The 24,881-nt window shown below is 57.4% G+C and carries 19 protein-coding genes; 8 read left to right on the forward strand and 11 right to left on the reverse strand.

Features of this window, described 5'->3' with window-relative positions; translation table 11 throughout:
• Window positions 1–21 precede the first annotated feature (21 nt).
• Window positions 22–1,620 carry an ABC transporter substrate-binding protein gene (locus SPG90_RS07555; protein WP_126303403.1) on the reverse strand — a complete coding sequence of 533 codons (1,599 nt, stop codon included), beginning with the start codon at window positions 1,618–1,620 and terminating at the stop codon, window positions 22–24.
• A gap of 283 nt (window positions 1,621–1,903) precedes the next feature.
• Here SPG90_RS07555 and SPG90_RS07560 point away from each other — a divergent pair, with 283 nt between their 5' ends.
• The 3 genes from SPG90_RS07560 to SPG90_RS07570 are packed head-to-tail and all read left to right on the forward strand — an operon-like array spanning window position 1,904 to window position 8,413.
• Window positions 1,904–3,253, forward strand: coding sequence for an SrfA family protein (locus tag SPG90_RS07560; protein ID WP_126303404.1), 1,350 nt, complete (start codon window positions 1,904–1,906; stop codon window positions 3,251–3,253).
• A 4-nt stretch (window positions 3,254–3,257) separates the two neighbouring features.
• Window positions 3,258–6,239 (forward strand): virulence factor SrfB, encoded by a 2,982-nt coding sequence (locus tag SPG90_RS07565; RefSeq protein WP_126303405.1) that lies wholly within the window; start codon window positions 3,258–3,260, stop codon window positions 6,237–6,239.
• A complete protein-coding gene (locus SPG90_RS07570; protein WP_126303406.1) occupies window positions 6,236–8,413 on the forward strand; it encodes a virulence factor SrfC family protein in 2,178 nt (725 codons plus the stop codon). The genes SPG90_RS07565 and SPG90_RS07570 overlap by 4 nt, the downstream gene beginning before the upstream one ends.
• Before the next feature lie 30 nt (window positions 8,414–8,443).
• On the opposite strand, the gene SPG90_RS07575 is transcribed toward SPG90_RS07570, so the two are convergent.
• The 9 genes from SPG90_RS07575 to SPG90_RS07615 form a co-directional block, all read right to left on the reverse strand.
• Window positions 8,444–9,199 carry an alpha/beta fold hydrolase gene (locus SPG90_RS07575; protein WP_047174494.1) on the reverse strand — a complete coding sequence of 252 codons (756 nt, stop codon included), beginning with the start codon at window positions 9,197–9,199 and terminating at the stop codon, window positions 8,444–8,446.
• A gap of 86 nt (window positions 9,200–9,285) precedes the next feature.
• Complete coding sequence (locus tag SPG90_RS07580) at window positions 9,286–9,459, reverse strand: GhoT/OrtT family toxin (RefSeq protein ID WP_013096478.1); 174 nt, start codon at window positions 9,457–9,459, stop codon at window positions 9,286–9,288.
• A 183-nt stretch (window positions 9,460–9,642) separates the two neighbouring features.
• A complete protein-coding gene (gene patD / locus SPG90_RS07585; protein WP_023311992.1) occupies window positions 9,643–11,067 on the reverse strand; it encodes an aminobutyraldehyde dehydrogenase in 1,425 nt (474 codons plus the stop codon).
• 24 nt (window positions 11,068–11,091) lie between these two features.
• Window positions 11,092–11,898 carry an ABC transporter permease gene (locus SPG90_RS07590; protein WP_029741505.1) on the reverse strand — a complete coding sequence of 269 codons (807 nt, stop codon included), beginning with the start codon at window positions 11,896–11,898 and terminating at the stop codon, window positions 11,092–11,094.
• On the reverse strand, window positions 11,888–12,832 hold the full coding sequence (locus tag SPG90_RS07595; RefSeq protein ID WP_322408064.1) for an ABC transporter permease: 945 nt from the start codon (window positions 12,830–12,832) through the stop codon (window positions 11,888–11,890). Before SPG90_RS07595 ends, SPG90_RS07590 begins: the two co-directional genes overlap by 11 nt.
• Before the next feature lies 1 nt (window position 12,833).
• Window positions 12,834–13,847, reverse strand: a complete 1,014-nt coding sequence (locus SPG90_RS07600; protein WP_045354186.1) for an ABC transporter ATP-binding protein — start codon at window positions 13,845–13,847, stop codon at window positions 12,834–12,836.
• 17 nt (window positions 13,848–13,864) lie between these two features.
• Window positions 13,865–15,010: a putative ABC transporter substrate-binding protein YdcS gene (gene ydcS / locus SPG90_RS07605; protein ID WP_045400070.1), complete on the reverse strand. Its 1,146-nt coding sequence runs from the start codon at window positions 15,008–15,010 to the stop codon at window positions 13,865–13,867.
• Between the two features lie 271 nt (window positions 15,011–15,281).
• Window positions 15,282–16,691, reverse strand: coding sequence for a PLP-dependent aminotransferase family protein (locus SPG90_RS07610; protein ID WP_023311997.1), 1,410 nt, complete (start codon window positions 16,689–16,691; stop codon window positions 15,282–15,284).
• An 82-nt stretch (window positions 16,692–16,773) separates the two neighbouring features.
• Window positions 16,774–16,962 carry a hypothetical protein gene (locus tag SPG90_RS07615; protein ID WP_023311998.1) on the reverse strand — a complete coding sequence of 63 codons (189 nt, stop codon included), beginning with the start codon at window positions 16,960–16,962 and terminating at the stop codon, window positions 16,774–16,776.
• Between the two features lie 394 nt (window positions 16,963–17,356).
• On the opposite strand from SPG90_RS07615, the gene SPG90_RS07620 reads away from it, so the two are divergent.
• From SPG90_RS07620 to hslJ, 4 genes are all read left to right on the forward strand, one after another.
• Entirely contained in the window at window positions 17,357–18,757 is a 1,401-nt protein-coding gene (locus tag SPG90_RS07620) for a cytochrome ubiquinol oxidase subunit I (protein ID WP_045400073.1), read from the forward strand.
• A complete protein-coding gene (cydB, locus tag SPG90_RS07625; RefSeq protein ID WP_033145694.1) occupies window positions 18,757–19,767 on the forward strand; it encodes a cytochrome d ubiquinol oxidase subunit II in 1,011 nt (336 codons plus the stop codon). The genes SPG90_RS07620 and cydB overlap by 1 nt, the downstream gene beginning before the upstream one ends.
• Window positions 19,767–19,895: a DUF2474 domain-containing protein gene (locus SPG90_RS07630; protein ID WP_008501283.1), complete on the forward strand. Its 129-nt coding sequence runs from the start codon at window positions 19,767–19,769 to the stop codon at window positions 19,893–19,895. Before cydB ends, SPG90_RS07630 begins: the two co-directional genes overlap by 1 nt.
• A 128-nt stretch (window positions 19,896–20,023) precedes the next feature.
• Window positions 20,024–20,461, forward strand: coding sequence for a heat shock protein HslJ (hslJ, locus tag SPG90_RS07635; protein WP_047174495.1), 438 nt, complete (start codon window positions 20,024–20,026; stop codon window positions 20,459–20,461).
• On the opposite strand, the gene SPG90_RS07640 is transcribed toward hslJ, so the two are convergent.
• On the reverse strand, window positions 20,462–20,728 hold the full coding sequence (locus tag SPG90_RS07640; protein WP_023312003.1) for a DUF333 domain-containing protein: 267 nt from the start codon (window positions 20,726–20,728) through the stop codon (window positions 20,462–20,464). It abuts the gene before it with no gap.
• A gap of 271 nt (window positions 20,729–20,999) precedes the next feature.
• Here SPG90_RS07640 and nifJ point away from each other — a divergent pair, with 271 nt between their 5' ends.
• The gene (nifJ, locus tag SPG90_RS07645) at window positions 21,000–24,524 is read left to right on the forward strand and encodes a pyruvate:ferredoxin (flavodoxin) oxidoreductase (protein WP_322408065.1); all 3,525 of its coding nucleotides are present in this window, start codon (window positions 21,000–21,002) and stop codon (window positions 24,522–24,524) included.
• Window positions 24,525–24,881 lie beyond the last annotated feature (357 nt).

A 24,881-nucleotide genomic window follows, 5' to 3' on the forward strand; every position in this document is an offset into this window, starting at 1 on the left:
CGCCACCCGGCGATAAAACGCTTAGTTCAGCTTCGCTTTGGAGAAATCGCTGCCCATCAGGCTCACGCTGTATCCGGTCACGTTGCTGCGGGTTGCATAGAACGTTTTCCCGTTTGCCAGTGCGATCCACGGCGCCTGCTGGTAGAAAATCTCCTGCGCCTGGCCGTAAAGTTTCGCGCGCTCGGCCGGGCTGCTGGTCAGCTTCGCTTTTTGCACCAGAGCATCATAACCCTTATCGCACCAGCGCGCGGCGTTTGATCCGGTTTTAATGCTGTTGCAGCCCAGCAGCACGTCGGCAAAGTTATCAGGGTCACCGTTATCGGACATCCAGCCAAACAGCGCGGAGTCATGTTCGCCTTTACGCATTCCGGAGAGATATTCACCCCACTCGTAAGAGACAATTTTGGCCTTCACGCCGACTTTCGCCCAGTCGCTCTGGATCATCTCTGCGATACGGCGCGAGTTCGGGTTATAAGGACGCTGAACCGGCATTGACCACAGCGTGACTTCCGCCCCCTTCTCCAGCCCCGCCTGCTTCAGCAGTGCTTTCGCTTTTTCAGGATCGTAGCTGTAGTCCTTCAGGTCTTTATTAAAGCCCAGCATATTTGGCGGGATCGGCGATTTTGCCACCGTACCAGACCCCATAAAGACCGCATTGACGATCGCCTTCTTGTCGGTCGCGTAGTTAAGCGCCTGGCGCACCAGCACGTTATCAAACGGTTTTTTCTCGGTGTTGAACGCCAGATAGCCGACGTTCAACGCATCGACCGAGTGCAGCGTCAGGTCTTTGTTATTCTTGATGACGTCAAACTGAACCGGGGACGGTGCAGGAATGATCTGGCACTCGTTGGTCTGCAGCTTCGCCAGGCGGGTTTCCACATTCGGCGTAATGGAGAAGATGAGATGCTTCGTCGGCACCTCGCCTTCCCAGTAGTTCGGGTTCGCGACGTAGCGGATCAGCGAATCCACCTTATACTGCTGCAGCACATAAGGCCCAGTGCCAATCGGCCAGGTGTCTACGTTTTCAGGCGTGCCTTTTTTCAGCATCGCGTCGGCGTATTCGGCGGAAAGAATCGAGGCGAAATCCATCCCCCAGTCGGCCAGAAACGCGGAGTTGGGTTCGCTGAGGGTGAACTGGACGTGATAATCGTCGACCTTTTTAACGTCCTGGATCAGCTTATCGAGACCGACATCGTTAAAGTATTCGTAGTTGCCCTGCGACACGTTGTGATACGGGTGTTTAGGGTCTTTCTGACGCAGAACCGAGAAAATAACGTCATCGGCGTTAAAGTCGCGCGTCGGTTTGAAGTATTTATTGCTGTTGAACTTCACCCCTTTGCGCAGGGCAAAGGTATACGTCTTACCGTCCGGCGAAATCGTCCAGGACTCCGCCAGCGACGGAACCGGTGTGTTTTTCACCGGGTCGAAATTGATCAGGCGGTTGTACAGTACCTGAGAGCTGGCCACAAAAGACGGGCCAGAGCTGGCGATTTGCGGGTTGAAGGACTCGGGAGACGCTTCAGAACAGTAAATAAGGGTGTCGTTGTTTGCCGCCCATGCGGCACCGGCTGGTAACAGCGCGCTCAGCGCAAGGGCGAGCAGTGTTTTCCCTGTAGACATGGTTATAACCCTGACAGTTTTATTATATAAGACAGTAATAACAGCACAGGCGATATGACCTGGCAAATAACGAAACACTATCAGGTTATTCTAAAGCCGCGTTTTTTGCTGTTTTAACAGCCAGCGCCCAAAAAGGTGATTTGCCTTAAGGGCCATTATTCGTCAAGCACAACCGTCACTTTCTATGCCGCAAGAAATCGGTCCTTTTAGCGTCTCTTCCCCCGTTTGGTTGCTTCCTCGTTTCGTTAAAGTAACGGTGTGAAGAAGTATATGGGATCAAATCGTGGCAAAAACTCTTTTACGCAGCGGTAACCTGGATGACTTTCAGGCCGTTGGGGGCGGCGGACAAGCCGTTTTTGAATCAGCGTTACAAATCCGGGAAGCGCTCCGGTTGCGCAAACAACAGGCCATCGTCGACTGTCTGGCTATTCCTCAGGTCAACGACAGCGGTGACCGCGTGGACTGGTATTCCCCCGTTGAAGGGAGCGTAACCAGCTGGAAAGCGGCCGATGAAGATGACCGTTATCGCGCCCTGCGCTATCTGGAAAACACGCTAGCCAGCGTTGAGTCGTTAAGCAAGAAATGCCTTCAGTCGCCCAAAACCGCACAGCAGCTTTTTGGTTCTCTGCTGTCAAAGGCGTTTCAGTTCCCGGGTGAAAACTTCCTCTTCCTGGTGGACGGAAAGCCGGTCATCAGCTTCTGGGGGTTTGTAAACCTGAACGAAAATGCGCGCGACGATGTCCTCGACTGCCTGCGTGAATCGCTGGTCCCTGAGCCTGCCCCCGTTGTGATTGAAGATCCTGAACCCGAGCCTGAGCCAGAACCGGTTGTGGCCTTCGAACACGCCGACGAGCCGCTGATCGCCCCTTCCACGGTGGTGCGTATCACGCCGGAAGATCTGTATGAGCCTGAGCCGGCACAGGCCGTTGCGCAACCAGTCCAGGAACCTGTTCCGGCGAACGTCGTGAAAAAACGTCGCATTCCCCTGTGGACGCTGCCGGTTGCCGTCGCGATCGTTGCCGCCATTGCCGCACCGCTGCTGTGGCCAAAACAGTCCCCTTCCGCTGAGCCCGTGCCGACACCGACACCTGAGCCAGTAGAGATTGCGCCAAAGCCGATCAAAACGGTTGAGCCGCTGGCCATGAAATTACCGCTGCATCAGGCAGAGGTCGTGGCCAGCAAAGAAAAAGAAGCGGCTCCGGCCGCTGCTGCGCCACAGCCCGCTCCGGTGGTGATTGTCGCCATCCCGAAAGACGCCATGGTGATGGAAGCGAATCAGGTGAAAGCGGGATCGACGCGTTTCCTGAACGGTACCTGGCGTGCGGTTCTGGACGTGAAAGATCCGGTCACCGGCAAGCCACCGTCAATGCGCTATCAGATCCAGAACAATAAAGGCTTCGCCCGGGTTGTCCATGGCGACAACGTTGTCTGCCGTGTTGAGGTCTTCTCCGGCCTGCACAGCAACGGCGAGCTGATGATTAAAAGTCGCGGTACTGCCCGCTGCACCGACGGCTCCCGCTACCCGATGCCGGAGGTTGCCTGTAAAGCAGGCGCCAGCGATATCGCAGAATGTCGCGCCCGTTATGATGCCAATACCGTCGTTCCCCTGACGTTCAAGAAAGCAGGTGCCTGATCCTATGCTGGTAAATCTTTGCGACTATAAACAAAGCGTCACGCTTATTGCCAACAGCGGCGTGCAGTTCCTTGATTTCGGTCTGACGCCGCAGGACACCGCCAGCAACGGGCGCTTCGTACGTAAAACCGCGAACGGTCCGCTTTTGCGCCTCGATTTCGACCTGGTCAACGGGCGCTATACCCTCCCGGGCACGAACGGTGGGCAGCCTGAAGTGGTCAAACCGGAAACCACCCTCCCGCTGCATCAGTCCCTGGCGGTGCTGGACGGCGTCTGGCTTCCGGTTCCGTTCCTGCGCTTCAACCCGCCGCGAACCTTCGTTGAGGGGCCGGATAACTGGGCCCGCGTTCAGGTGCGCAGGCTGGATACACCCGATACGGCAGGCAATACGCACCGCGTCACGCTCGCCCTTGACAGCCAGATTGCAGAACACGCCACGTCCGCCCTGTCCCCGGTTGAAAACGATATTCTCAACGGGACCCGATTCGCGCTGGCCTGGCGAGACAACGAAGTTGAAAGTTTCCTCGACCAGACCTGGATTGACGGCTGGCTGCGCGAGGCGTTTACCCAGTATGCCGACGGCGTTGAGAACCGCTCTGAACGCGACCTGCAGCAGGCGATGCGCAGTTTTGAATATCAGGCCCACTGGCTTAACCTGCTGACCATGCTCGGTGAACAGCTCACCGTACCGGAAGTGAAATTTGTCACCCATACGCTCAGCACGCCAGCCATTCCGGTCGACCTGATCCTCGACGTGGGCAATACCCACACCTGCGGCGTCATTATTGAAGACCACGGCGACGCCAACGATGGCCTGCGCCAGACCGCCGAGCTGCAGGTCCGCTCGCTAAGCGAGCCGCAGTTCCTGAATACGCCCCTGTTCACCAGCCGTCTTGAGTTTTCGGAAGCGCGCTTTGGCAAGCAGCACTTCTCGGTTGAAAGCGGTCGCGAAGATGCCTTTGTCTGGCCGTCAATTGTTCGCGTGGGCGATGAAGCCCGCAAGCTGGCGATGCAGCGTCTGGGGACCGAAGGCAACAGCGGCATCTCCAGCCCGCGTCGCTACCTGTGGGATGAAACGCCGGTCGTGCAGGACTGGCGCTTTAGCCAGATGAACAGCAAAACCCAGCGTGAGCCGCTTGCCACCGCGTTTCCGCTGATGAACCTGATGAACGATGACGGCGAACCGCTCTTCACGCTGCCGCAGGACGAGCGGCTGCCGGTCTTCTCGCCGCAGTACAGCCGCAGTACGCTGATGACGCACATGCTGTGCGAGCTGCTGGCGCAGGCGCTGGGGCAGATCAACAGCGTCGCCACGCGCCTGCGTCTGGGCTTCCCGGCGTCGCCGCGCCAGCTGCGCACCCTGATCCTGACCCTGCCCTCGGCCATGCCCAAGCAGGAGCGCGAAATTTTCCGTCGCCGCATGTTTGAAGCCATCGCCATCGTCTGGAAAGCGATGGGCTGGCACCCGCAGGATGAGGATTTTGTCACCCGCAAACAGCAGGATAAAAGCGTGGTGCCGGTTCCTGAAATCCAGATGGAGTGGGATGAAGCCAGCTGCGGTCAGCTGGTCTGGCTGTATAACGAAGCAATCTCCCGCTTTGGCGGTCAGACGGAAGCCTTCTTCGCCTCCCTGGCCCGCCCGGACCGTGAGCCTGAGCCGGGTAGCCAGCCGGGCCGCGCGCTGCGCGTTGCCTCCATCGACATCGGCGGCGGCACAACGGATATGGCGATCACCCATTATCAGCTGGATGACGGCTCCGGCAATAACGTCAAAATCACCCCGCAGCTGCTGTTCCGTGAAGGCTTTAAAGTCGCGGGCGACGACACGCTTCTGGACGTGATTCAGCGCTACGTGCTGCCCGCGCTGCAAACGCAGCTGCAGAAGTCCGGTATCGCTGACGCCTCGCTGCTGATGGCGTCGCTGTTCGGCGACTCCGGGCGCATCGATACCCAGGCGGTACTCCGTCAGCAAACGGCGCTTCAGCTCTTTATGCCGATTGGCCACGCTATTCTTGCCGCGTGGGAATCGAGCGACGTTGACGATCCGCTGGCCGGTCTGCATGCCACCTTTGGCGATCTCCTGCCGCAGAAACCGACCCGCAACGTAATGAATTATCTGCAGCAGGCGATCGACCATGCCCTGCCTGCGGGTTCAGACGCGTTTGACCTGTTCGCGGTGCCGCTGCATGTGAATTTCCGCGAAATGCAGGATGCAATGCTGGCCGGGCAGTTTACGCTGGCCTCGCCGCTTCACGCGGTGTGCGAGGCGATATCCCATTACAGCTGCGATATTCTGCTGATCACCGGACGCCCCGGCTGCCTGCCTGGCGTTCAGGCGCTGATTCGTCATCTGCAGCCGGTGCCTGTAAACCGTATCGTCTGGCTGGATAAATACCAGGTGCACGAGTGGTATCCGTTCAGCCAGCAGGGGCGCATTGGCAACCCGAAATCGACGGCCGCCGTGGGGGCCATGCTCTGCAGCCTGGCGCTGGACCTGCGACTGCCGCGCTTCAACTTTAAAGCCGCGGACATTGGCGCGTATTCAACCGTGCGGTATCTCGGCGTGCTGGATAACACCGTTAATACCCTGCGCGAGGAAAACGTATGGTATCAGGATATCGACCTCGATAAGCCGGGCGCGAAGCTCGACGCGCGTCTGCACTTCCCGCTGCGCGGTAACGTTACCCTCGGCTTCCGCCAGCTGGCGAACGCGCGCTGGCCCGCCACGCCGCTCTACACGCTCAGCATCAACTCGGCTGAACTGGCGAAAGCCATTGCCGGTGACGGCGTGCTGAACGTGCGGCTGAAGCTCTGCGGCGGCAGCAAGCAGGAAGGCCCTGAGGCCTTCGAGCTGAGCGATGCCTGGCTGCAGGACGGCACGCCGGTTGCCCCTGACGCATTAACCTTCAAACTGAATACCCTGGCCGATCGCCGACATAGCGGTAGCCACTACTGGATCGACAGCGGGAGCGTATACCTGAAATGACAGCGACGACGACCACCACTCAGGCCTTAATCGGGTGGATTAATGAGACGCGCCTGAACGCCCCTGTGCTGGATAACGATGCTGATGCCCTGCTTGCTCGCATCAACGCGGCGCAGGCGCGGGAGCAGGCCATTGAACGCGCCATGACGCGCCAGAGCAGCATTGGGCTTTACGGTCATTCGCAGAGCGCGAAAGCCCATCTGCTGTTATCCCTGTGCGGCAGCGGTAATGGACGCCTGAACGTGACGCCGGGCCAGCGCACCTTTGACTATTTTTCGCATATCAATCCGGGACATGCCCTGACCAATATGGCCGTCCGCTTCACCCGGGAAAGCCCGGAGGTGGCGGATGAGGCGTTCCCGCTGCGTCTAAGCCTGGTCACCGAGGCCGAGCTGGTACAGCTGTTTATTGCCCGCTCGACGCTGCATCCGCAGATGCGCGCGGTAGATAAGGCTGTCATTGAGACACGTCTGGAGAAATGGCGCGGGCTGCGCCAGCCGCAGGGCGTGCCCGGTATCACGGCTCAGGAAGTGGGTGCGATAGCCCGCTTCTGGCAAAGCACCGTACCCGCCGCTAAGCAGCAAATTGATGATGCCCTGTGGCATGAGTTCGCCAGGCTGGTGCCTTCTCTCGATCTCAGCACGCGGGCCAGCGTCTGGTCGCTGCTGTGGGGCGAGCAGCAGGAGTTGACCCAGCAGTGGTTAAAACTGGCCCATGTGCTGCACCAGACCAGCCATGCCGGCGAGCTTGCTGCCCCGCTTAGCCTGCTGGTGGACAGCTTTGGCCTGCCGGGTGAAGGATTCCTGACGCACGACGGCACGTTAGATCTTCAGGACGCGCAGGAGACGCTGCTTCATCCGCTGAATAGCGGTGAAATGCTAAACGCCATCAGCATCCCCGTCGACGTGCTGGCCTTCCTGACCCGCGAGCTGGTGCTGCCGGTTGAGAACGGCGCGCTGGATAACGTCGATATTATTGATATTCCGGTTTTTGAAGATAACCGTGCCGACCCGCTACGCCAGGCGAAGTCCCAGTGGCTGCTCGAGCATTACCGTCAACAGCTTCAGCCGGATGTGCTGGTGATTTGCAACGCGACGGCGCAGCACGAACACACGGCAAAAAAAGCAAAAGTGTTGATGAACTGGGTCAGGGAGACGCAGCCTGCTGAAGAATCTGCCCTGCCAGGGCTGGTGTGGGCGATTACCCCTCACGACGCCCGCTTTACCACCCGACAGAATCTCGATGAAGCCGTACAGCATCTGCTTGGAAAGCCGGGTTTACGCTGGGGCACGCTGCAGGCGCTGGACAGCCACAGCATGCAGCGCGTCATTGAGTGGCTCTCTCAGGCCACGCTGCCCGCGCATCGACAGAAGCGTCTCGGCACGCTGAAAGGCTTGCTGCGACAGGAGCTCTCATCGCTGATGCAGAGCTATCTGGCACCGCTGGTTGAAGAGCCGGGGACAAGACGCGCTCAGGCCGAAAACATGGTGCGCACGCTGCAAAGCAGCGCCGCCCGCCACGGCGAACTGCTTGAAGGCCTGCTGCCGCCGCTGAAAGCCTTTGAAACGCTGCTCGCCGTTCAGCAGCCGCGCGAGGAGCAGGTGAACGGGCTGTTTACGGACACTATTGACCTGTTTGCCGAGAATACCCAGGAAAGCAGCGGCCTGTTCCAGACAAAAGACAAAGCGCGTCTGGCGCACAGAGTCTGGATAAATCATCTGCGTCAGTGGAGCCGCAATGAGGCCACGGCCGCGCGCCTTGGGCTGGAGCCTTCGGTATTACAGCAAATCGCGGATGTGCTGGTGGTCACCAGCTACCGGCTTGATCTGCCTCAACAGCTTCAGCGTATCGTCGAAGCGGATAAAAGCAGCGCGGCACAGCTGCATGCCGTGATGGGCAATTTCATTGGCTGGCTGGGTTACGACCAGACGCCTGTGGCAACACGTCCGGCAAGCCGCATCCGCAAGGGGCAGGCAATCTTCGTTACGCCAGTGGTCAGCAGCGCCGAGCCTCGCTTGACGCGACTGGGAGAACAGCCTGTGCATGCGGCCACCGCGTACGTATACGACTGGCTGGTCGCACTCTATAGCCGCGCGATAGAGAACATTGATTACCAGCATCCGCATGATGTTCAGCCCGGTGCTCGCCGGGCTTTACAGGCGTTATTGCGCTGAGATGTCGGCCCGCAGCCATGCGGGCCATTTTCACCGCGCCATACAGCCAACGATCGTCTGCGCCAGCGCAGAAGGGTTTTCCCACGACATTGAATGCCCTGCCGCAGGAATGATTTTCACCTCGACGCCCTTTTGCTTCAGACTTTCCACATCGTCATCCGGCAGAGACAGTTCGCCGAAAATCAACGTTACCGGGCAAGGAAGTGACAGGAACTGCGCTTCCCATTCGGGCTCTACGCCCGCCACCAGGCTCGATGCGCCCCGCCAGACGGCATATGGCGCATTGCTCTGCAGGCACCCGGCCCAAGCCGTTTTTTCCGCGCTGAGCATGGCGTCATAGCCCTGCGTCAGAAACTGCTGCTCGGTTTGCGCCGCAATAGACCGGCTGAACATGCCCCCGCCCGCGTGAAAATTAGGCTCTGACACCATCAGGCCCTTCACGCGCGACGCCAGCAGCCCCGCCGTTTCGATAGCAATGCTGCCGCCCATGCTGTGGCCGTATAACCAAAAGGACTCCAGCTCTAGATGGTCAATCAGTTCCGCCACAACGTGGGCCTGGTCGGTGGTTTTATAGCTGTAGCGTTCAGGCTTGTCGCTGTAGCCGCTGCCGGGCAAATCGATGAGAATCGCTCTGCGCGCGCCAAACAGCGGGTCATGAACGACACGGGGATATTCATAGGAAGAGGCGCAGCCCAGCCCGTGAATGAACACCACGGGATCGCCGGTGCCGGGCAGGTCATGCCAGCGCACGGTACAACCGGCCTGCTGCGAGTAAAAACTGTTCATAAGCACTCCTTTTACGATTCACTGTGTATTTATACAGTTACCGTATCTGGAATGCCATATTCATCTTTTAAAAATGGAAGCGTGCTTCAGAAAAGCGAGACCAGCAGCGCAACGGGAAAGCTCATTGGCCAGGTTGACCCCACCAGAAAAGCGCTGAGCAGGCGGATACGTTTGCGGTCTTTAGAAAGGAACCAGGTAATTAATGCGCAGATGGAAGCCATGATTGCGTAAAAAACCAACATCTTTTGATACAACGTCATTCTGTATACCAGAGCCGAAAAAATAACCGCACGCAATATGCGTCATATGTTGATACAGATCAAGTTTTTTCGTTACAGAATAACCACTTAAAGATTGCGGATAATAACAATTGAGTATCTTACGTAACACTCATGGCGGGCGCGGGGAACGCCTGGGCGCGCATGCGGCCAGGCGTGGCGGGCTTAGTGTTTGATCATCACATGCCGGACAACCGTATAATCCTCAAGCCCGTAGACCGACATATCTTTGCCGTAGCCGGATAATTTCATGCCGCCGTGCGGCATTTCGCTCACCAGCATAAAATGGGTATTCACCCAGGTGCAGCCGTACTGCAGGCGCGCGCTCAGACGATGGGCGCGGCCCACGTCTTTGGTCCAGACCGATGACGCCAGGCCATACTGCGAATCGTTCGCCCAGGCCAGCACCTGCGCTTCGTCGTCAAACTCGGTAACGCTCACCACCGGGCCAAACACCTCCCGCTGAACGATGGCGTCGTCCTGCTTCGCCCCCGCCAGCAGGGTTGGCTGGAAGTAGTAGCCTGCCCCCTCTTTTTTGGTCCCACCGGTGACAACGCGGATGTGGCCGAGAGCTTTCGCCTCATCGACCGCCTGACAGACGCGTGAAAGATGGGCGGCCGAGCTGAGCGGTCCCAGTTCGGTAGAGTCATCCTCCGGCGCCCCCATTTTGAGGCTGGCGACCGCTGCGCCCAGCTTTTCCACCAGCGCGGCATAAATGCCCTTCTGGGCATAAATCCGGCACGCCGCCGTACAGTCCTGTCCGGCATTGTAGAAACCAAACGTCCGCACCCCTTCGACAACCGCATCCAGGTCAGCATCATCAAAGACGATAACCGGCGCTTTACCGCCCAGCTCCATGTGGGTGCGTTTAATGGAGGACGCGGTATGGCCGATGATATGTTCCCCGGTAGCAATCGAACCGGTCAGCGAGACCATACGGACTTTTTCATGCCCGGTAAGCGGATCGCCCACCGTTTTACCGCGACCAAAAAGGACGTTCAGCACACCTGCCGGGAAGATATCTTTAGCCAGCTCTCCCAGCTTCAGCGCGGTCAGGGGCGTGATCTCTGAGGGCTTAATCACCACGCAGTTCCCTGCCGCCAGCGCGGGCGCCAGCTTCCAGGCCGCCATCATCAGCGGATAGTTCCAGGGGGCAATAGAGGCAACCACGCCCACCGGATCGCGGCGGATCATCGACGTGTGCCCGTCAAGGTACTCCCCGGCGGCCAGCCCGTTCAGACAGCGGGCGGCCCCGGCAAAGAAACGGAAAACGTCGACCACCGCCGGAATTTCATCACCCAGAGCACAGTGCAGCGGCTTGCCGCAGTTGAGGGATTCGAGCCGGGCAAAGTCCTCCCCATGCGCTTCAATCGCATCCGCCAGCTTCAGCAGGCACTCGGCACGGGTTTTCGGCGTGGTTTGCCCCCACTCAGCAAAAGCACGGTCGGCCGCCTGAACCGCCGCGTCGACCTGAGCCGCTGACGCCTCGGCAATCTCCAGCAGGAGTTCTCCAGTGGCCGGGTTATAGACCGGCTGTTTTTCTCCCTCTCCGGTTACCAGTTTTCCCTCTATCAGCAGTTGTGTTTGCATAGCATTTTCCTGTTGAATTCACTGTTATTTCCCGCTGCCGGCGATGTTCTCACCGTCGCGGGTTAGCCACCAGGCTCCCAGAATGGGGATAGTTGTCACCAGCATCACCAGCAGTGCTACGACGTTGGTGACCGGAACGTCGCGCGGACGACCGAGCTGATTGAGCAACCACAGCGGTAACGTGCGCTCGTGTCCCGCCGTAAACGTTGTGACGATTATCTCGTCAAACGACAGGGCAAACGCCAGCATTCCCCCGGCCAGCAGCGCTGAACCCAGATTGGGCAGCACCACATAGCGGAAGGTTTGCCATCCGTCAGCCCCGAGATCCATCGACGCTTCCACCAGGCTCCAGGAGGTGCGTCTGAACCGGGCAATCACGTTGTTAAACACCACCACCACGCAAAAGGTGGCGTGTCCGACCACGATGGTGAAAAACCCAGGCTCAAGGTCGATCGTTTTGAAGGCCGTCAGCAGCGCCAGACCGGTGATGATCCCCGGCAACGCAATCGGCAACAGCAGCAGCAGCGAGATCGCATTCTTGCCAAAAAACTCGCTTCGCCACAGCGCCGCTGCAGCAAGCGTGCCAAGCACAAGGGCAATCGCGGTGGATAGCGCCGCAATCTGAAGTGACAACGTCACGGATTCAATAATATCGCCGCGCCCCGCCGCCACGCTGAACCACTTCAGAGTCAGCCCCTGCGGCGGAAAGCTGAAGGCCGCGTCTTCGGTATTAAAGGCATAGGTCGCGATAATCAGCAGCGGGAAGTGCAGGAAGATAACGCCTCCCCAGGCTGCCACTTTCAGGAACAGCGGTGCGCGTTCAGAGTGCATCGAATGCTCCCAGACGTTTCACGAACGCCAGATAGAGTGAAATCAGCACGATGGGCACCAGCGTGAACGCGGCGGCCATGGGCATATTGCCAATGGCACCCTGCTGCGAGTAGACCATGTTACCGATGAAGTAGCCCGGCGGCCCCACCAGCTGCGGAACGATGAAATCCCCCAGCGTCAGGGAAAAGGTGAATATTGAGCCTGCCGCAATACCCGGGATCGCCAGCGGCAGAACGACATAGCGAAAGGTCTGGCGCGGACGCGCGCCAAGGTCGGCTGAGGCCTGCAGTAGCGAGGCCGGCAGGCGTTCCAGAGCCGCCTGGACGGGCAGGATCATAAACGGCAGCCAGATATAGACGAACACCAGAAACCGTCCCAGCCCGGAGGTGGACAAGATGTTGCCGCCAATCGCCGGGAGCGTAAGGAGGGAGGTCAGGATCGGCTCCAGCCCCATATGGTTGAGAAACCACTGCGCCACCCCATCCTTCGCCAGCAGCAGCGTCCAGGCGTAGGCTTTGACGATGTAGCTCGCCCACATTGGCAGCATCACAGCGATATAGAAAAACGCTTTCCACTTGCCGCGGGTGTATCGCGCCATGTACCAGGCCATCGGGAAGGCCAGGATGGCGCTGGCAATCGTCACCGCAATCGCCATGGTTAACGTGCGCAGGATAATGTCGTAGTTTGCCGGGTTGAAAAGCGCCTGAATGTTCGCCAGGGTCAGATCCGGCGTGACGGCCATGGTGAAATCGTCAAAGGTGTAAAATCCTTGCCACAGCAGGGTCAGAAGCGATCCTAAATAGACGATGCCAAACCACATGAGCGGCGCGAGCAGAAGCAGGAACAGGCCGAGCGACGGTTTACGCCAGAACAGCGCCGTCATGCGGCTTAAGCGGCCGTGCGAGGCGGGAGGATGCGCGACACTCATAGACATTTCACCTCTCCTCGTGCAGGCGAATCATCGCCTCGCGTGACCACGACGCCATCACCGCCTGCCCCGGCGCAATGCCGCTCAGCGACGAGGTTTCACTGAGATTGGCCTGGCTCACCAGCAGTTTGGCGCCATCGGCAAGTTTCAGCTCCAGCCGCGTGGCCGCCCCCTGATACTGAACGGCCTGCACGATGCCCTGAACCTGAACGTCTCCGCCCTCATTAAGGCGAATATGTTCCGGGCGCAGGGAATAGCTGCCTTCCATGCCGCATATTTTCTGCGCAAGGCCCGCATCAAAGACGTTGGACGTGCCGACAAAACCGGCGACAAACGGCGTGCGCGGACGCATGTAGAGATCGCGCGGAGTATCCACCTGCTCGATGCGCCCGTTATTGAACACCGCCACCCGGTCTGACATGGACAGGGCCTCGCCCTGATCGTGGGTGACAAAAATAAAGGTGATGCCGAGTTCCTGCTGAAGCTTCTTTAGCTCGAACTGCATCTGTTCACGCAGTTTGAGATCGAGCGCACCTAAGGGTTCATCCAGCAGCAGGACGCGCGGCTCATTGACCAGCGCCCGGGCGATGGCGACACGCTGCCGCTGGCCGCCGGAAAGTTGTGAAGGTTTGCGGGCTATGGCAAAGCTCAGGCCCACTTTTTCCAGGGCATCACGGGCCTGCGCATGACGTTTTTTCTTGTCGATGCCTTTGACCATCAGCCCGTAGGCAACATTGTCGAGGATCGACATATGCGGGAACAGCGCGTAGTCCTGAAAGACGGTATTCACATCCCGCTCCCAGGGAGGCAGTTCGCTCGCCTCTTTGCCGAAGATAGAAATTGTGCCACCTGACAGCTGCTCAAAACCTGCGATCAGACGCAGGCAGGTGGTTTTGCCGGAGCCCGAAGGCCCCAGCATGGAGAAAAATTCTCCGTCACGAATAGCAATGGTGACCCCATCCACCGCCCGTACGTCGCCGTACAGACGGGAAACATTGTTAAACTCTACCGCGTACGTCATGTTCTGCTCCCGGGCAATTAACGACCGCCCATGATGGCGATGTAATCCTGCGTCCAGCGGCTGTAAGGGACAAATTTGCCGCCTTCGGCGATGGGGGTTTTCCAGAACATGATTTTGTCGAACTCGTTATAACCGTTTGTTTCGCAGCCTTTATCACCCAGCAGCGTGCTGGCCTTACACCCTTCAGCAACCACGGGCAGGGAGCCAAACCAGGCCGCCAGATCGCCCTGCACTTTCGGCGTCAGCGACCAGTTCATCCATTTATAGGCGCACATCGGGTGTTTTGCCTGCGCGTGCAGCATTGTGGTGTCCGCCCAGCCTGTCACCCCCTCTTTCGGGAAGACGGTGGCAATGGGCTGGTTCTCGGCCTTCAGGGCATTCGCCTGATACGGCCAGGCGCTGGAGGCCACGACGCCTTCATTTTTGAAATCGCTCATCTGAACGGTGGTGTCATGCCAGTAGCGGTGGATCAGCGCGTGCTGGTCGCGCAGCACTTTCAGCACGGCGGCATACTGTGCTTCGGTAAGCTGGTAAGGGTCATTGATACCCAGCTGCGGCTGGGTAGCTTTGACGAAGAGCGCCGCATCGGCGATATAAATCGGGCCGTCATAGGCCTGAACGCGTCCCTGATTGGTTTTACCGTCCGGCAGATCCTGTTTGGTAAAGACCACGCTCCAGCTGTCCGGCGGCGTCGGGAAGGTTTTGGTGTTGTACATCAGCAGGTTTGGCCCCCACTGATACGGCGTGCCGTAGACTTTCCCGCCGACGTTAAACCATTCCCCTTTCACAATCCGCGCGTCGAGGGTTTTCCAGTTGGGGATGAGGTCGGGGTTAATGGGCTGAACGCGTTTCCCCATGATCAGGCGCAGGGAGGCGTCACCCGAGGCGGTGACCAGGTCATATCCCCCTTTCGCCATCAGGCTGACCATTTCATCCGACGTGGCCGCCGTCTTGACGTTGACCGCACACCCGGTCTCTTTCTCAAACTGGGTGACCCAGTCGTAGTTTTTATCCGTCTGTCCGCGTTCGATGTATCCCGGCCAGGCGATAATATCCAGTCGACCTTCCCCGTCGCCGATGGCCTTTGGTGGTTCTGCGGCTTGCGCTGTCATGATAGTCATGCCGAGCGCGCACAGGCTGCTGCGGGCAAATTTTTTGCTCATAAGGGTTACTCCTGTCGCAATGAAATTTAGCGGCAGCCGTGCCGTAAAAATATCTCCCTTTTTAAACGTAGACCGCGCAAATGCGCCGCACCGTACGGCTTCAGGAAATTTCATCAAGGTGTGACCGAGGGCGCATTCCCCGTTAACTGGATTATAGACAAGGAGTTAGCCGCGAGAGACGGTATGCAGATTTCCTATGACAGGGCACCGCGAAATATTCGCAGCGCCGTCATCAGGATAAGAATTGATTATTTAAATAACGGAGAAAAGTTTATTCCAGCATCGTGCTAATTAATTTTCCTAACTGAATGACCGCCTGCTCTTCTCGCTCTCCCCACGCCCAGGAGGTATTAAACCGGAAGAACGGTGTCCACGCGTCGGAGGTGGAAAACATCTTTCCGGGCGCAATGCTGATGTGGTGCGTTAAGGCTTTTTCGCTGAGCAGCCCCGCATCCAGCTGCGCCGGAAGCTCCAGCCATAAAAAGTAGCCGCTGTCGTTATGGTGGATTTTGACGCCGGCAGGCATATGGCGCAAAAGGGACTGCCAGGCCTGCTGTTTTCGCTCGGCGAGCGTACGCCGCAGCCGGCGCAGATGGGCGTCGTAGCGTTTCGTCGCCAGGTAATCCACCAGCGCCAGCTGCACGGGTGAGCTGGTGGAGAGCGTGCTCATCAGCTGCAGCTGCTGAATGCGTCTCGCGTGTTTTCCTGCCGCAACCCAGCCGATGCGAAAACCGGCTACCAGACATTTTGAAAAGGACGAGCAGTGAAGCGTCATGTCCTGGCGATCCCATGCTTTCGCCGGGAGCGGCTTTTCGCGGCCAAAATAGAGCTCGCTGTAGACATCGTCTTCAATCAGGGGGACGTTGTGTTGCGTTAACAGCGCGACAAGCTGCGCTTTTTTCTCCGCGCTCAGCGTGAAGCCGAGCGGGTTTTGACTGTTGGTCATGATCCAGCAGGCCTTAACCGGGTACTCCTTCAGCGCCTGTTCAAGGGCATTCAGGTCAATCCCCTCGCGGACATCCGTCGCAATCGACAACGCTTTGAGCTTCAGGCGTTCCAGCGCCTGCAGCGCGCCGTAAAAACACGGGTTTTCGACTATCACCCAGTCGCCCGGCTCGGTTACCGCCTGCAGGCTGAGATTGAGCGCTTCAAGCGCGCCTGCGGTGATCACGATCTCTTCCGGGGAGATATTCATCCCCTGCTGCGCGTAGCGACGGGCAATGGCGTGGCGGAGATCGACGTTACCTGGGGGCAGGTTCTCAATCACGCTCATCGCCGTCGCGGTTTTGCTGACGTTCGCCAGCGAGCGGTTGAGCTGCTGCAGCGGGAAAAGTCGGGGATCGGGAAACGCGGAGGCAAAAGGAACAACGGACGGGTCGCGGCTGGCCTGTAAGACGTCGAAGATGTAGGTATTAATATCCACCACTTCGTCACGCATCACCTGGGCAGGTGGAGCAGGCTGATGTGCGGTCGGGCGCGAGGCAACGTAATAGCCCGACTGCGGTCTGGCGACAATGCGCCCCTGACTTTCCAGCATCTGATACGCGTGGCCAACGGTCATAAAACTCATGCCGCTGCTCGCCACCTGCTCTCGCAGCGAAGGCAGCTTATCGCCCGGCAGCCATACGCCAAGCTCAATCTGCGAGATAATTTGTTGCGCCAGACTCTGGTATTTTTTCATCAAATTCTCCTTGTGACCGACAGTGTATATCAGCAGGAGAAAAAGAGAAGATTTAGCTAACTGTTATGGTTCTTGAAACGAATTACTTACGGTACTCGGTAATGTGGCTTTGCGCCTGGCGCGCGGCGGCCAGGTGATCGAGCGTAATCATCGACGATTTGCAAAAGATGCATTTCGCGCCGAGTGGGTTTTTCTCGGACATATCAAAGACTGAGGTACGGTACTGCGAGCCATGACAGCATGGGCAGCGGAAATGAATATAAGAAGTCATAGGATTCTCCTGTGAACGTAAAAACGTAAATTACTAATGGGCCGATTGGGCAATAATAATGGTTTTAAACAAAACGAATCGGAAAGTAGATAAAGACCCAAGAGAGGCTGCGGAGAGGCACAACGTGATGAGAACTGCTTTATAAAACTACGTCAGATATTTATTTGGACTCAAAACCAGAGGGTCATTAACGCACGGCGCAGACGACAAGGCAAGCAGTTTTATGCGTAAAATTCATAAAAATACAATTTTTATACCTCACGCGAGGTATATCAGATGGTTAAAGCATGATTTTTAAGCCAACTGTTATGGTTAAAAATCACTTTTCTGCGTCTGATAGTCCGAACGTTGCCCCTATACCATAACAGCACACCGTTTGACATTGAGGCTGTGCATGTTTGGTTTAGATGCTTTTCACCTTGCACGGATACAGTTTGCCTTTACCGTATCCTTTCACATTATTTTCCCGGCGATCACCATCGGCCTGGCAAGCTATCTTGCCGTACTCGAAGGGCTGTGGCTGAAAACCAAAAATCCGGTCTGGCGCTCGCTGTACCATTTCTGGTCAAAGATTTTTGCCGTCAACTTTGGCATGGGCGTGGTCTCCGGGCTGGTGATGGCCTACCAGTTCGGCACCAACTGGAGCGGATTTTCACAGTTTGCGGGCAGCATTACCGGCCCGCTGCTGACGTATGAAGTGCTGACCGCCTTCTTCCTCGAAGCCGGGTTCCTCGGCGTGATGCTGTTCGGCTGGAACAAGGTCGGGCCGGGACTGCACTTCTTCTCCACCTGCATGGTGGCGTTGGGCACCATTATCTCCACCTTCTGGATCCTCTCGTCGAACAGTTGGATGCAGACCCCGCAGGGCTATGAGATCGTCAACGGTCAGGTCGTGCCGGTGGACTGGTTCGCCGTGGTGTTTAACCCCTCCTTCCCTTACCGCCTGTTGCATATGTCGATAGCCGCATTCCTGAGCAGCGCCCTGTTTGTGGGCGCATCCGCGGCATGGCATCTGCTGCGCGGGAATAATACCCCTGCCATACGGGCAATGTTTTCGATGGCGCTGTGGATGACGCTGATTGTCGCCCCCATCCAGGCCATGGTTGGCGATATGCACGGGTTGAACACCTTAAAGCACCAGCCCGCCAAGATTGCCGCCATTGAAGGCCACTGGGAAAATCCGCCGGGTGAACCTACCCCGCTGCTGCTGTTTGGCTGGCCGGATATGGAACAGGAGCGCACCCGCTTTGGGCTGGAGATCCCGGCGCTGGGGAGTCTTATCCTGACGCACAGTCTGGATAAACAGGTTCCGGCCCTCAAAGAGTTTCCGAAGGAAGACCGTCCGAATTCCACCATCGTCTTCTGGTCATTCCGCATTATGGCGGGCCTGGGCATGCTGATGCTGCTGCTCGGGGTAACGGCACTCTGGCTGCGCTACAAAAAACGCGTGTATTCGTCGCGCCCCTTCCTGTGGTTTGCGCTGCTGATGGGGCCAACCGGGCTGATTGCCATCCTGGCCGGGTGGATCACCACCGAAGTGGGCCGCCAGCCGTGGGTGGTCTACGGACTCCAGCGAACGAAGGATGCGGTATCTGCCCACGGTGACCTGCATATGAGCGTGAGCCTGCTGGCCTTCTTCGTCGTCTATACCTCGGTATTCGGCGTGGGTTACAGCTATATGGTGCGCCTCATCCGAAAAGGCCCGCAGCCGCATGAATCTTTCGCCACCGAGTCCGACGGACGTCCGGCGCGCCCGCTTTCTGCCGTCACAACTGAACATAAGGAGCAGCCATAATGGGTATCGATCTTTCCATTATCTGGTTTGTCATCATCGTCTTCGCCACGCTGATGTATATCGTGATGGACGGTTTTGATCTGGGGATCGGTATTCTGTTCCCGGCCACGCAGAACGCCGACGATCGCGACGTGATGGTCAACAGCGTCGCGCCGGTCTGGGACGGAAATGAAACCTGGCTGGTGCTTGGCGGTGCCGCCCTGTTCGGCGCATTCCCGCTGGCCTATGCGGTGATCGTTGATGCCCTGACCATTCCGCTAACATTAATGCTGATCGGACTTATTTTCCGCGGGGTGGCATTTGAGTTTCGCTTTAAAGCCACGCCGGCCCACCGCCCCTTCTGGGATAAGGCGTTTATAGGCGGTTCCATTCTGGCAACGTTCACCCAGGGCGTGACGGTAGGCGCCGTTATTAACGGCTTTACCGTCACCGGCCGGGCCTATACCGGCGGCCCCTTTGACTGGTTTACCGCGTTTAACCTGTTTTGCGGCGCGGGGCTGGTGGTGGCTTATGCGCTGTTAGGCTCTACCTGGCTGGTGATGAAAAGCGAAAACGCGCTGCAGGAGCGGATGCGTGAAGTGTCGAAAACGCTGTTAATCGTGCTGCTGGCGTTTATTGCGGCGATCAGCCTCTGGACGCCGCTGGCGCAACCGGCCATCGCTGCGCGCTGGTTCACGCTGCCGAATCTGTTTTACCTGCTGCCGGTCCCTGCTCTGGTGGTGATTTTTAGCCTGTACCAGTGGCGCTGCCTGAATAATCCCGCCAGCCATAGCCGTCCGTTTATCCTGACGCTGGGGCTGATATTCCTCGGCTTTAGCGGGCTTGGGATCAGCATCTGGCCGCATATTATTCCACCGTCGATCACCCTGTGGCAGGCCGCCGCCCCGACGCAAAGCCAGGGCTTTATGCTGGTGGGCGCGCTGTTGATCATTCCCGTTATTCTGGTCTACACCTTCTGGAGCTACTACGTGTTTCGCGGCAAAGTACAGCATGGGGAGGGTTATCACTGATGCAACAACCGGTCTGGAAAAGATTACTGTGGCTGGCCATTATCTGGGGCGGCAGCGTACTGGCGCTGGCTGCTGTCAGTATGCTCTTCCGCATGCTAATGACGGCGGCAGGATTTAAATCGCATTAACGTCATTCCGGGCAACCGCTGCGTTGCCCGGTACTTCTCCCCGCACTTTCAGATAAACCCCATTAACGCACGGCAGAGTATCGTTACACTGGAAAAAGATTCACGGTATTTATAGTTTGAGAAGAAAAATGAAAAAGCTCATTGCGTTAAGCGTTATTTGTCTTGTCCTTACCGGCTGCGTTAATCCGGGTAAAGCCTCCGTACAGCCGGAGCAACTTAAAAACCACCGCTTTGTGCTGGAAAACGTAAACGGTAAGGCCGTGAAGACCGCGACAACGCAACCTGAGATCGGTTTTAGCGCGCTGCCAGATATCAGTCTGGTGAATAACATCAGCGTTTCTGGCCAGATGTGTAACCGCTTCAACGGACAGGGGAAATTGTCCGAAGGCGAGCTTAAGGTTAAAACGCTCGCCATGACGCGCAAGCTCTGTACCGAGCCGCAGCTGAATGAGCTGGATCAGGCCATCGGCGACATGCTGAGCAAAGGGGCGCAGGTCGACCTGACTGAGGACCAGTTAACGCTGGCGACAGCCGATAAAACGCTGATGTTTAAGCGTGTAGAATAATCAGTAGTTACCGCAGCTTCCAACGGCAAGCGACTGTTCGCTACAGCGTTTGCCGTTTGGCAAGGCGCACATCCCAATAGCAGAACCATCAAGCTGGCGGGCGACAGACAGCGAACCGCCAATCATCGCGCAGTTGGCCTGACCTGAACTGGACATTGCCGCTTTCATTCCCGGCGCCACGTGGGCTGCCGTTGCCTGCTGGACTGGCTCACTGCTACATGCCGACAACAATAACGCGGCACACCCTACCCAAAATGCTGAACGCATGCTCTCTCCCCCATGAATAATGCGAAACCTATGCATAATAGGCATCACATCCCGTGTCGTCGAGAGCGGAAGTGCGTATTTATGCGCTTCCGAAACAATTTCTCGCAATTTTTTCGCCAAAAGTTTGATCTACTCATTGATGGCAAGAATACCAAGGACACAAAAGCGAAAATCGTAAAATCCCCCGTTTGCTAGAATACACAGATAATATTCAGGGTTTGTTGCCGTAATACAGACCCCTATTTTTTGCGCAATGTAAGGGTGTTGTCCTATGCAAACTATTGACGGTAATGGTGCAGTTGCCTCAGTCGCGTTTCGCACCAGTGAAGTTATCGCCATCTACCCGATTACGCCAAGTTCTACCATGGCCGAGCAGGCGGATGCCTGGGCGGGTAACGGGTTAAAAAACGTCTGGGGCGATGTCCCGAGAGTGGTTGAGATGCAGTCCGAAGCCGGTGCGATTGCCACGGTACACGGCGCCCTTCAGACCGGCGCGCTTTCCACGTCGTTTACCTCCTCACAGGGATTGCTGTTAATGATCCCTACGCTTTACAAACTCGCCGGTCAGCTGACGCCATTCGTTCTGCACGTTGCCGCGCGTACCGTTGCTACCCACGCGCTCTCTATCTTTGGCGACCACTCCGACGTGATGGCCGTGCGCCAGACCGGCTGCGCGATGCTGTGCGCCAGCAGCGTTCAGGAAGCTCAGGACTTTGCCTTAATTTCGCATATCGCCACGCTCAAAAGCCGCGTGCCGTTTATTCACTTCTTTGATGGTTTCCGCACCTCTCACGAAATCAACAAAATCGTCCCGCTGGCCGACGATACTATCCTGAATCTGCTGCCGCAGGCGGAAATCGACGCGCATCGCGCCCGGGCTCTTAATCCTGAACACCCGGTTATTCGCGGGACATCGGCGAACCCGGATACCTATTTCCAGTCCCGCGAGGCCACGAACCCCTGGTACAACGCGGTTTACGACCATGTTGAACAGGCAATGAATGACTTTGCCGCCGCGACCGGTCGGGAATATAAACCCTTTGAGTACTACGGACATCCGCAGGCGGAACGGGTGATTGTGCTGATGGGGTCAGCCATTGGTACCTGTGAAGAGGTGGTTGACGAGCTGCTGACGCGCGGCGAAAAAGTTGGCGTGCTTAAGGTGCGTCTCTATCGTCCGTTCTCGGCCAAACATCTGCTTTCGGCTCTCCCTGAAAGCGCCCGCGCTGTGGCGGTGCTCGACCGTACCAAAGAGCCGGGCGCACAGGCGGAACCGCTGTATCTGGATGTGATGACCGCCCTGGCAGAATCCTTTAACAATGGTGAACGTGAAACGCTGCCGCGCGTTATCGGGGGGCGCTATGGTTTGTCCTCCAAGGAGTTTGGGCCGGACTGCGTGCTGGCGGTATTCAACGAGTTAAGCGAAGCGAAACCCAAGCCGCGCTTTACCGTCGGCATTTATGATGATGTGACCAACCTGTCCCTGTCGCTACCGGAAAATACCCTGCCCTCGACCGCCAAACTTGAGGCGCTGTTCTATGGTCTGGGCAGCGACGGCAGCGTCTCCGCGACCAAAAACAACATCAAAATTATCGGCAACTCAACGCCATGGTACGCCCAGGGGTACTTCGTTTACGACTCCAAAAAAGCAGGCGGCCTGACCGTTTCCCACCTGCGCGTGAGCGAACAGCCCATCCGCTCCGCGTATCTTATTTCTCAGGCTGATTTTGTTGGCTGCCACCAGCTGCAGTTTATCGATAAATACCAGATGGCCGAGCGCCTGAAGCCCGGCGGTATTTTCCTCCTCAATACGCCGTACAGCGCAGACGAAGTCTGGGGACGCCTGCCGCAGGAAGTTCAGGCGGTGCTGAACCAGAAAAAAGCCCGTTTCTACGTGGTCAACGCCGCAAAAATTGCCCGCGAATGTGGCCTGGCTGCGCGTATTAATACCGTTATGCAGATGGCCTTCTTCCATCTGACCAACATCCTGCCGGGCGACAGCGCGCTGGCGGAACTGCAGGGCGCGATTGCCAAAAGCTACAGCAGCAAGGGCCAGGAGCTGGTCGAACGCAACTGGCAGGCGCTGGCGCTGGCACGCGAATCGTTGTTTGAGGTTCCGCTGCAGCCGGTGAATGCGACAAGCCCGAACCGCCCTCCGGTGGTGTCCGATGCGGCGCCTGATTTCGTGAAGACCGTGACGGCGGCGATGCTGGCCGGTCTGGGCGATGCCCTGCCCGTCTCTGCGCTACCGCCGGATGGTACCTGGCCGATGGGCACCACGCGCTGGGAAAAACGCAACATTGCCGAAGCGATCCCCATCTGGAAAGAAGAGCTGTGTACCCAGTGCAACCACTGCGTTGCGGCCTGCCCGCACTCTGCCATTCGAGCCAAAGTGGTATCACCGGAAGAGATGGAAGCCGCGCCGGCCAGCCTGCATTCGCTGGATGTGAAATCTCGCGATATGCGCGGACAGAAATACGTTCTGCAGGTCGCGCCGGAAGATTGCACCGGCTGTAACCTGTGCGTCGAGGTCTGTCCGGCGAAAGACAGGCAGGATCCGGAGATCAAAGCCATCAATATGATGTCGCGTCTGGAGCACGTTGAAGAGGAGAAGGTCAACTATGACTTCTTCCTGAATCTGCCGGAAATCGATCGCAGCAAACTGGAACGTATTGATATTCGTACGTCACAGCTGATTACGCCGCTGTTTGAGTACTCTGGCGCCTGCTCCGGCTGCGGTGAAACGCCGTATATCAAGCTGCTTACCCAGCTGTACGGTGACCGGATGCTGATTGCCAACGCTACCGGCTGTTCGTCCATCTACGGGGGCAATTTGCCTTCTACGCCGTACACCACCGACGCGAATGGGCGCGGTCCGGCGTGGGCAAACTCGCTATTCGAGGACAACGCCGAATTTGGCCTGGGCTTCCGCCTGACAGTCGACCAGCACCGCGCGCGCGTGATGCGCCTGCTGGAGCAGTTTGCCGGACAGATCCCCGCGGAGCTCAATGACGCGCTTCACGCGGACGCGACGCCAGAAGAACGTCGTGAGCAGGTTGCTGAGCTGCGCCGCGCGCTGCAGGGCGTGACGGGGGCTGAACAGCTGCTGACCGACGCTGACGCCCTGGTCGAAAAATCAATCTGGCTGATTGGCGGCGACGGCTGGGCTTACGATATCGGCTTTGGCGGGCTCGATCACGTGTTGAGCCTGACCGAAAACGTCAACATCCTGGTTCTGGATACGCAGTGTTATTCCAATACCGGCGGCCAGGCGTCGAAAGCGACGCCGTTAGGCGCGGTAACGAAATTCGGTGAACACGGTAAACGCAAGGCGCGCAAAGATCTCGGCGTGAGCATGATGATGTACGGTCACGTTTACGTCGCGCAAATCTCGCTGGGTGCCCAGCTTAACCAGACGGTGAAAGCGATTCAGGAAGCGGAAGCGTATCCTGGCCCGTCGCTGATCATTGCCTACAGCCCTTGTGAAGAGCATGGCTACGATCTGGCCCTCAGCCACGACCAGATGCGTCAGCTGACAGCGACCGGCTTCTGGCCGCTGTACCGGTTCGACCCGCGTCGTGCTGACGAGGGTAAATTACCGCTGGCGCTGGATTCGCGTCCGCCTTCGGACGCACTGGCCGAGACGTTAATGCAGGAACAGCGCTTCCGTCGCCTTAACGCCCAGCAGCCGGAAGTGGCTGAACAGCTCTGGAAAGATGCCGCTGCTGATCTGCAAAAACGCTATGACTTCCTGGCGCAGATGGCGGGTAAAGCCGAAAAACCGACCAGCGACTAGTTACCCTGCCCGGCTTGTCCGGGCATTTTTTTGCCATAAAAAAAGCCCGGCGTATTCACACCGGGCGAATCCAGATAATAATTGAATATCTATTTAGTTTCCTTAATAGCATTCACGTTAATTATGGATGAATCATCTTACAGGCATATAACGCCGGCTAGATTAGCTTAATTAACGCCTGATTTATAATTTAAATTTAATATAATTACTTTTAAATCATTCATCAAACCAATGATCATTTCTGCCGATTTATTCGGTTTAGATTTTACTTAGTTCGTAACAATTATATTTTATTACTCTTACACGGGAGTGATTTAGCATGAGACAACTTTCTCATTTTGAAAGTTCAACAGGTAA

Origin of the sequence: Enterobacter sp. D2, from assembly GCF_034427575.1 — a bacterium.
Taxonomy (GTDB): domain Bacteria; phylum Pseudomonadota; class Gammaproteobacteria; order Enterobacterales; family Enterobacteriaceae; genus Enterobacter; species Enterobacter cloacae_M.